The organism is bacterium (assembly GCA_030654305.1).
GTDB lineage: Bacteria > Krumholzibacteriota > Krumholzibacteriia > LZORAL124-64-63 > LZORAL124-64-63 > PNOJ01.
The window spans coordinates 1-4765 of the sequence record JAURXS010000509.1 but is presented as its reverse complement, the minus strand read 5'-3'; the positions used below and the strand labels follow the sequence as shown (position 1 = coordinate 4765).

Annotated in this window: 4 protein-coding genes; 3 read left to right on the top strand and 1 reads right to left on the bottom strand. The window is 72.9% G+C overall.

Annotated features, from left to right (window positions below; genetic code table 11):
- Nucleotides 1-108: 108 nt before the first annotated feature.
- Nucleotides 109-855 (bottom strand): YIP1 family protein, encoded by a 747-nt coding sequence (locus Q7W29_14465; GenBank protein ID MDO9173025.1) that lies wholly within the window; start codon nt 853-855, stop codon nt 109-111.
- Nucleotides 856-1032: 177 nt separating this feature from the next.
- Between Q7W29_14465 and Q7W29_14460 the strand changes: the two genes are divergently transcribed.
- The 3 genes from Q7W29_14460 to xseA all read left to right on the top strand — a co-directional run.
- Nucleotides 1033-2553, top strand: coding sequence for a leucyl aminopeptidase (locus Q7W29_14460; protein ID MDO9173024.1), 1521 nt, complete (start codon nt 1033-1035; stop codon nt 2551-2553).
- Entirely contained in the window at nt 2553-3914 is a 1362-nt protein-coding gene (locus Q7W29_14455) for an MATE family efflux transporter (protein MDO9173023.1), read from the top strand. Before Q7W29_14460 ends, Q7W29_14455 begins: the two co-directional genes overlap by 1 nt.
- A gap of 17 nt (nt 3915-3931) precedes the next feature.
- Nucleotides 3932-4765: exodeoxyribonuclease VII large subunit (xseA, locus tag Q7W29_14450; GenBank protein ID MDO9173022.1), on the top strand; the 834-nt coding region annotated here is incomplete at its 3' end.

Genomic DNA, 4765 nt, shown 5'->3' with positions numbered 1-4765 from the left:
CGTCGGAGGCCTGCATCAGCCGGCGGGCCGCCCACCAGAGCGCGACCGCCAGGGGCGCGTAGACGAAGGCCAGCAGGCGCGGCAGGGAATCGCGTTCCGGCTCGCACCTCACGACGCGGACAGCAGGGCGATCAGGGCGGCGATGCCGCCGCAGGCGCCGCAGCACAGCAGCAACGGCAGCAGCACGATCAGCGTGGCGGTGCCGCCGCCGCAACGGTGCAGCCGCTGGATGCCGATGATCGTCAGCACCAGCGCCCAGACGGAGCCGACCCCGTTGCCGCACATCGGGATCAACGTCAGGATCATCGCCGCACCGCCGTAGGCGCACGCGCGCAGGGTCGCCTCGAAGCCGCGGCCGTCGCGCGCGAACATCAGCACCGCGAGGTGGATGATGCCCGCCTGGATGAACAGGCCGACCAGGGCCAGCAGGGGGCTGGCCAGCACGCCGGCCGTCTCGAAGAAGCCCGTCAACGCCGCCTCGGCCGCCGAGGGCGGGTCGAAGCCGTCGAGCTGCTCCAGCAGATCCATCAGGGTCCGGTCGAACACCTTCGACCACACCCAGCCGACGAGGCTGGTCAGGGTGCCGAGGATCACGGCGAACGAGACCGGGCCCGTCAGGCCGCGCAGCACGGGGTGACCCGTGAAGAAGGCCCCGGGCACGGTCATGGCCGTGCGGATGGTCTCGAAGAAACCGGAGAGCCGGCCGAAGCGCGCACGGTCCTCCCAGGGCGGGAGGTTGTCAGCGACCGCCGCCTCGGCCGGGGGCGGCGCGTCGCCGCCGTCGAAGGCGCCGGGGTCGCGCGGAAAGTCCGGTTCGAACGCGGGACGGTCGTCGTCGGCAGGTGTGTCGGACATGGGGCCTCCTGGTGCGCGAGGGAAGTGCGTCCGCGCCAGCATAGGCGATGTGATCGGGCGGCTCAAGACTGCGGTGGGCGTTTTTCGGGGTGGCGGGTCGGCGGGCCGGTGCTAGACTCCCGAACGGCCGGGCGACCGGCCGTTTCGCCCCTCAACCATCCGACAGGAGACATCACGATGCACTGGACTGCGGGATCCGGACGTCCGGAGCGGGAGAAGACGGACCTGATCGTGCTGGGCGTGACCCGGCGCCGCGACAAGCCGGACCTCAAACCGTGGCTGGGGCTCGCCCCCGATCTGCTCAAGCGGTTGTCCGCCCTGTCGTCCCTGGACGCCTTCGCCGCGAAGACCGAACAGTTGCATCTGCTCGGCGGCGCCGGCACGCGGGCTCCCTGGATCCTGGTGCTGGGGCTGGGCCCGGCCGACGAGCTGAGTCCCCAGTCGCTGCGCTGCGCGCTGGGCGCGGCCTCGCAGAGGGCCCGCACCCTGGGCGCCAAGGCCTGCGTGCTGGCCCTGCCCTGGGCGGCGCTCGGCGGTCTGGAGCCTGACGCGATCGTCCGCTGCTGCGTCGAGGGCGCCGAGCTGGCGCTGTTCGATGCGGGCGCCTGCAAGGCGCACACCGGGGGCGAGCGCAAACCGGCGCCGAAATCCTGGAAGATCCTCGCACCGGCCGCCCTGCGGCCGGCCGTGTCCGAGGGAGCGGCCGCGGGCTTCGACTACGCGCAGGGCTGCCTCTTCGCCCGCGATCTGGTCAACCGTCCCGCCAACCTGCTGGGTCCGCGGGAACTGGCCGCCGAGGCGCGCGCCATGGCCCGCCGGGAGGGCCTGACCTGCACGGTGATGGGCGAGGCCCAGCTGCGCCGTCGCGGCATGGGTGGCGTCCTGGGCGTGGCGCAGGGCAGCGCGCGCCCGCCGCAGTTCGTGGTCCTGGAGTACGCGCCGCGCGGCGCGGGCCGGCGCCGCCCCCTGATCGCGCTGGTCGGCAAGGGCGTGACCTTCGATTCCGGCGGCATCTCGATCAAGCCCGCGCTCGACATGCACGAGATGAAGGGCGACATGGGCGGCGCGGCCGCGGTGCTCGGCGCCGCGATGATCGCCGCGCGCCGGGGCCTGCGGGCCCGCCTGCTGGTGGTCGTGCCGGCGGTGGAGAACATGCCCGACGGCGGCGCCATCCGCCCGGGCGACGTTTTGACCATGGCGTCGGGCAAGACGGTCGAGGTGCTCAACACCGACGCCGAGGGGCGCCTGATCCTGGCCGACGCGCTGCACTACGCCTGCCAGCAGAAGCCGGACTACGTCATCGACGCCGCGACCCTGACCGGCGCCTGCGTCGTGGCCCTCGGCGACGAGTTCGCCGGGCTGTTCTGCAACCACACGGATCTGGGCGACGCCCTGGACCGTGCCGGCGGCGACACCTTCGAACGCGTTTGGCCCCTGCCGCTGGTCAAGGAGCACCACAAGCTCATCGAGAGCGGCATCGCCGATCTGCAGAACATCGGCGGCAAGTGCGCCGGCGCCAGCACCGCGGCGGCCTTCCTGGCGGAGTTCGTGGACGACGAGACGCCCTGGGCCCACCTGGACATCGCCGGGCCGGCGTGGACGGCCAAGCCCGGGCCGCTGGGCCCGAAGGGCGCGACCGGCTACGGGGCGCGGCTGATCGCCCGGGCGCTCGAGATCCTGGCGGATCGGGCCGACTGATGACCGAGGCGCTCAGCAGGATTTCGCGGCGCGCACTGGCGCGCACGATCCTGGCGCTGTCGGTGCCCGCGATCCTGGCGAACGTCTCGCAGACACTCATGGGGCTGGTGGACACCCTGATGGTCGGGCAGCTCGGCGCGGGCCCGCTGGCCGCGGTCGGGGTGGCCACCCTGCTGTTCTCAGCCGCCGCCACCACGCTCAAGGCGACCGACGTCGCGGTGCAGACGATGACCGCGCAGCTGGTCGGCGCCCGTCGCGACGGCGAGGTCGGCGGCGTGCTGTTCACCGCCGGACTGTTGACCGTCGTGCTGGCCGGGGCCGTGACGGTGTTCGGCATGCTGGCGCCCGGACTCTGGATGGCGCTGGCCTCGACCGACCCCGAGGTCCGGCGCCTCGGCGCCGAGTATCTCCTGTGGCGTTTGCCCGGTGCCCTGCCGTTCATGCTGGCCTTCCAGATCCGCGCCGCCTGCGACGGGATCGGCTGGACCCGCGTCGGCATGGCGGTGGGCATCGGCATGAACGTCGTCAACGCCCTGCTGAACTGGATGCTGATCTACGGCCGGCTCGGCGAGCCCGAGATGGGGGTCGCGGGCGCGGCCCTGGCCAGCACGCTGGCCAGCTGGCTGGCGCTGCTGGCTTTCCTGGCGGTGCTGGCGGGACGGGAACCGCGGCGCCGCTTCCGCTTCCTGGCCCGCGGCAACCTGCGCTGGGACCTGCTCGGTCCCATGCTGAGGATGTCCTGGCCCGCGGCGGTCCAGTCGCTCGGCGCGCTGCTGGCCGTGCTGGTGTTCTTCGTGATCCTCGGCCGCATCGGCACCGTGGCGGTCGCGGCCGGCAACGTCGTGCTGCGGATCGCCGCGCTGTCGTTCATGCCGGGGATCGGCGTCGGCGCGGCGGTGCAGACCCTGGTCGGGCAGTCGCTCGGTCGCGGCGACGTGCGCGGCGCCGTGCGCGCGGGCTGGGGGGGGGTGGCGCTCTCGACGCTGCTGATGGGCGCGTTCGGCCTGGCCTTCCTGCTCGTGCCCGACGCGCTGATGCGCCTGTTCACGACCGACGCCGGCCTGGCCGCCGCCGGCCGGCCCATCCTGCGCCTGATGGGGCTGGTGCAGGTGTTCGACGCCGTGGGCCTGACGCTCGCGGGCGCGCTGCGCGGCGCCGGCGCCACGCGGCAGGTCATGGTGACCGACGTCGTGCTGGCGTGGGGGCTGTTCCTGCCGACCTCCTGGCTGTGCGGCGTGGCGCTGGACGGCGGGCTGGTCGGGGCCTGGATCGGCGTGCTGGTCTGGTTCTTCGTCTACGCGGTCGGCATGACCGTCTGGTTCGTGCGCGGCGACTGGCGCCGCGTCGCCTCGTCCCTCTGACCCGAGCGGAGATGGTCGTGGACGATCTGTTCAGCGCCGCGACACGCCGCGCCGACGGCGGCGACGAGCGTCGCGTCTACACGGTGGGCGAACTCAACGAGGCCATCGAGGCCGCCCTGCAGTCCGCCTTCCCCTCCGCGGTCTGGGTGCGCGGCGAGGTGCGCGGGCTCAAGCGCAACGCCAACCGGAACATCTACTTCGAACTGCACGGCGCGAGCCGGGGCAGCGTCGACCAGATCACCGTCGCGGCCCTGCAGTGGGACCGGCAGAAATTCGGTCTCGAGAAGTACTTCGACGGCACGGATCCGGGACTCCAGATCCGGGACAACCTCGAGGTGTGCGTGCAGGGGGTCGTGGTCTACCATCCCAAGTGGGGCCTGTCATTCAAGCTCGTCGCCGTCGACCCGGCGTACACGCTGGGCCAGCTCGAAGCCCGCCGCCGCGAAACCCTGGCGGCGTTGCAGGCCGCCGGCCTGATCGAGCGCAACGCCGGCCTGGCCTTCCCGGTGCTGCCGCTGCGCGTGGGTCTGGTGACGTCCGTGGGCAGCGCCGCCGAGAAGGACTTCCTGGCCGGACTCGCGGTCGCGGGCTACGCCTTCTCGGTGCTGCGCGCCGACTGCCGCATGATGGGCGAGCAGATGGTCGGGCAGGTGACCGGGGCCCTGCGCGCGCTGGGCGCGGCGGGGGTGGACGTGATCGTCGTGACGCGCGGCGGCGGTTCGAAGGCCGACCTCTCCTGGTTCGACCACCGTGAAGTGGCCGAGGCCGTCGCGCGCTGCCCCGTGCCGGTCGTCACGGCCATCGGGCACGAGATCGACCTGAGCATCGCCGACCTCGTGGCCCACCACCAC

Bases quoted from the DNA above. Each gene is read 5' to 3' on its own strand.
- Q7W29_14465 (MDO9173025.1), bottom strand. From the start codon at position 855: ATGTCCGACACACCTGCCGACGACGACCGTCCCGCGTTCGAACCGGAC.
- Q7W29_14460 (MDO9173024.1), top strand. From the start codon at position 1,033: ATGCACTGGACTGCGGGATCCGGACGTCCGGAGCGGGAGAAGACGGAC.
- Q7W29_14455 (MDO9173023.1), top strand. From the start codon at position 2,553: ATGACCGAGGCGCTCAGCAGGATTTCGCGGCGCGCACTGGCGCGCACG.